Origin of the sequence: Thermoleptolyngbya sp. M55_K2018_002, assembly GCF_015295965.1 — a bacterium.
Taxonomy (GTDB): Bacteria; Cyanobacteriota; Cyanobacteriia; order Elainellales; family Elainellaceae; genus Thermoleptolyngbya; species Thermoleptolyngbya sichuanensis.
The window spans coordinates 1-3,856 of the sequence record NZ_DVEA01000205.1 but is presented as its reverse complement, the minus strand read 5'-3'; the positions used below and the strand labels follow the sequence as shown (position 1 = coordinate 3,856).

Annotated in this window: 4 protein-coding genes; 3 read left to right on the top strand and 1 reads right to left on the bottom strand. The window is 58.6% G+C overall.

Annotation, left to right across the window (positions count from 1 at the left end; genetic code table 11):
* The 3 genes from IGS51_RS10085 to IGS51_RS10075 all read left to right on the top strand — a co-directional run.
* On the top strand, positions 1 to 327 hold a 327-nt coding region (locus tag IGS51_RS10085), incomplete at its 5' end, for a GDYXXLXY domain-containing protein (RefSeq protein WP_297078282.1).
* A gap of 223 nt (positions 328 to 550) precedes the next feature.
* The gene (locus IGS51_RS10080) at positions 551 to 1,186 is read left to right on the top strand and encodes a metalloregulator ArsR/SmtB family transcription factor (RefSeq protein WP_297078281.1); all 636 of its coding nucleotides are present in this window, start codon (positions 551 to 553) and stop codon (positions 1,184 to 1,186) included.
* Positions 1,187 to 1,343: 157 nt separating this feature from the next.
* Positions 1,344 to 2,009 carry a TPM domain-containing protein gene (locus IGS51_RS10075; protein WP_306466968.1) on the top strand — a complete coding sequence of 222 codons (666 nt, stop codon included), beginning with the start codon at positions 1,344 to 1,346 and terminating at the stop codon, positions 2,007 to 2,009.
* Between the two features lie 415 nt (positions 2,010 to 2,424).
* On the opposite strand, the gene sbcD is transcribed toward IGS51_RS10075, so the two are convergent.
* Complete coding sequence (gene sbcD / locus IGS51_RS10070; RefSeq protein WP_297078280.1) at positions 2,425 to 3,741, bottom strand: exonuclease subunit SbcD; 1,317 nt, start codon at positions 3,739 to 3,741, stop codon at positions 2,425 to 2,427.
* Positions 3,742 to 3,856: the final 115 nt, after the last annotated feature.

The window sequence follows — 3,856 nt, the reverse complement described above, 5'->3', positions numbered from 1 at the left end:
ATCTACGTCATTCTAGAAGCGCCGAAAGACACGGGCAGCCAGCCGCCCAAGCCCTGGAAGCCTGTTGCTGTGTCGGGCGATCGCCCCACCAACCTGCCCACTAATCAGGTTGCGCTGAAGGGCATCTATCGCAACGGCTGGGTGAACTATGGGCTGGAGCGATACTACATGCCCGAAGCCAAGCGACTCGACATCAACAACCGCATTGCCGAACTGCAACAGGCCAATCCACAGTCGCCCAACTTTGTCATGGAAGCCAAGGTCGGGGGCAATGGCGAAGCCGTGCTGACCCGAATGTGGCTAGCCGACCAGCCCTATCAGTTTTGAGGATTTGAGGATAGTCAAGGCTGTGAGCAATTGCGCCTGGGTAAAACCGTCGTAACAACCGTCGCCAGCCCAAAAATTCCCAAAGTTAAAGACAAGCGCCCTCCGCACACGGCACACTGAAGTATGGGGTTTGCCTTTGCCCATTGCGCTCACCCAGCATTAGGGGCAATCCAAGATCGAAAAGCGAAAATCGAAGAGCAAAAATCCAAAATCCACCCCCTCAATGGAGGACATCAAGCCCAGAGCCAAAGATCAGATCCTGCACCTGCTGAAAATGCGGGGGGCACAGACGGCGGCGGCCTTGGCAGAGCAGCTTGAGATTTCCCCGATGGCAGTGCGGCAGCATCTCCAAACGCTGAAGGCAGAGCAGTGGGTGACCTATCGCCAAGAGCGCCGCCCCGCAGGTCGCCCGGTGAAGCTGTGGCAGTTGACCGAGCATTCCGTCAGCCGCTTTCCCGATAGCCACGCTGACCTGATGCTGGACGTGTTGCGGGGGGTGGAGACGGTGTTTGGTGCGGAGGGGCTGGAGCGGGTGATTTCGGAACGCAGCCGCCGCCAGGTTCAGACCTATCGGGCGCAACTGGCTGGGGTGGAATCCTGGCAGGCGCAGGTAAGGGCGATCGCCCACTTCCGCAGCCAGGAAGGATACATGGCCGAGGTTTTGGAACAACCCGACGGGCTATTGCTGGTGGAAAACCACTGCCCCATCTGCGCCGCCGCCCAGACCTGTCCGGGGCTTTGCACCGCAGAACTGGAGGTTTTTCGTTCTGTTTTGGGAACGAGCGTGGTGGTCGAACGGGTGGAGCATCTAATGCAGGGCGATCGCCGCTGTGCTTACCGCATCCAGCCAACTCGCTAAACTTTTTCCAGACTTGCCCACCACTCCATCTCTCCCCGCGCCCTCCAACCTGGTGTATTTTTGTAATGAGGGTTGGGAATTTTCAGAAATGACACATTTCTTTAAGCAAACGGATCGGAAACGAGTGGGTCAACTGTTGCGATCGCTCCATAGCCGGATGGGTGCGATCGCCCTAGCCTTGGGAGTCTTGCTGTGGCTGGGCGGCGCGGCTCCTGCCCTGGCGACTGGCGTGTATGAGATGCCCGCCGTCAGCCCGACGGAGTGGGTGGTGGACGAGGGCGACGTGCTGAGCCGCCTGAATGAAAGCAACATCAACGGCAAGCTGAGCAGCTTATCCAAGAAGACGGGCAACGACGTGCGCTTGGTGACGATTCATCGATTGGACTATGGCGAAACCGTCCAAAGCTTTACTGACCAGTTGTTTGAGCAGTGGTTTCCCGAACCAGCCGATCAGGCCAATGAGGTGCTGCTGGTGCTGGATACGGTGACGAATAACGCCGCCATTCGCGTGGGCGAAGCCGCAAAGGAGCTGCTGAGCGACGACATTGCCACCAGTGTTGTGGATGAAACGCTGGCTGTGCCGCTGCGCCAGGGCGATCGCTACAACCAGGCATTTCTCGACGTGGCCACGCGCCTGTCGGAAGTGCTGGCAGGCAATCCTGACCCCGGCCCGCCCGTCGTGGTCGAAGTCGATCAGAGCGAGGGAACTTTCGCCACGCCCGAAGAGACGGCTGAAAGCAACGCGACCGTTTGGGTCATCGGGCTACTCTTTGCCGCGACGGTGATTCCAATGGCGACCTATTACTGGTATCAGATGCGATAGTCGCAGCAGCCTGACCATTCACTCTAAGCATTCGAGAAGCAAGAGAAACAATTTGAGAAGCATGGGACAAGATTCCATGCTTCTTTTTTGTTCTTACTTAACCTGACAATTTAACCTGGCAGTAATTTAACCTGGCAATATTTAAGCTTGCATTCCGAACCGCCCTCATCCCCCAGCCCCTTCTTTCAGAACAGGGGAAGGGGAGCCGGATCGGAAGTCCCGCGCTCTCTGGGAGAGGAGAAGGGGAGGCAGATCGGAAGTCCCTCACCCTTTGGAACAGGAGAAGGGGAGCCGGATCGGAAATCCCGCGCTCTCTGGGAGAGGGATTCAGGGTGAGGGCAGATGTAGTGACAAATGTGGTGACAAAAGTTGCCGGGTCAATAATTTTCTAACTTTAGTCAGAGCAAGCCTTTGGTTAGAGCAAGCGCAACTGGGCGTTTGCAGGCTCTTCTAGGGCGGCCGTGGCATCGGTTGAATCGATTTCCAGCGGCGCGTCGCTGAGCGCAAGATCCTCAGGACAATCCCTTGCCAGCAAGTTTTTTGCGGCAGCTAGCATGTCGTCTGCCAGCCCGCTCAGGTGGGGGTGATGCTCCAGGTAAGTTTTCAGGGCTTCAATCGGGTCTAGCTCGTTGCCTGCACCCAACTCTGGCAGGCGCGGTCGGGCAAGCTGGCTCTGCACTTCGGGATAGATGCTGTAGGTATGGGCAGATTTCAGGGCTTCGTGCAGGGCGGCCTGGTCAATGTCCTCAGCCTGCTCTGGCAGAATTTTGTAGACCAGGCGCACCACTGCATCGGCCAGCAGGGTTTGCTGGAGATGGCTCAAGAGCGCCGCTTGTGGGTCTGCTGCATCCGTCAGATCCACGCTGAGGGTCTGAAAAGGGCGTACAGGCAGCGGGCAAAATTCCACCACTGCTTTGCCGCGCTCTAGGGACACCAGCACATAGCCTTTGTCTTCGGCTTCTTCGCTAAAGTCTACCCGCTCGATGCTGCCCGGATAGACCACGGGCGGTTGGTCGCAGAGAATCTGGTGGCGATGAACGTGACCCAGCGCCACGTAGTCAAAACAGGGACGGGTCAGCAGCGCCATCGGCACGGTGAATCCCTTGCTGGCGGCGAGGAAGCGCTCTGCGCCAAAGCGGGCGGTGTCGGTCATCAGGTGCGCCAGCAGGATGGTGGGCAAATCTGGGTCGAGCCGCCGAATTTCGCCCTCCAGCGCTACCCGCAGCCGCTCCAGAAGCAAGTTATCGACCTCTGCCAGCGATCGCCCTTCGGTGTCGGGGCGGCTGAGCAGGGTAGAGCGGGTTAGCCAGGGCAGCGTGATGACCTGGACCTCGCCGCTGCGGGTGGCAATGCGATGCGTTTCCAGGCGATCGCCCACCACAAACCCCGGCACGCCCAGCGTCCGGTAAATGCACAAACTCGCGCCGCCCTGACCCTGCGTATGCTGGTCGTGGTTGCCCACCAGCAGCACCGTGGGAATGTCGGCATCCACCAGGCGACGAAACTGCTGAGCAAAGACTTCTTGCACCTTGGGCGGCGGCGTAGCATCGGGAAAGGCATCCCCGCCAAACAGCACTAGGTCAACAGATTCGGCGATCGCCCGATCGATACACCGCTCCAGCGCTCGCCCAAAGTCTTCCAGCCGCGTGTTTGCGCCCGTCTCTGGGTTCACGCGCCCGTGCAGCAGTCCACTGCCGAGGTGAATGTCTGACAGGTGCAGCAGTCGAATCATGGCGATCGCCCCAGGGTTGCAGTACAAGTGTTTAGAGCATTTATACTATATCGGCGGGGCGTTTGGATTTTGGATTTTAGGTCAGGACTGATGCACTTGCGATAAGCTCTTTGGG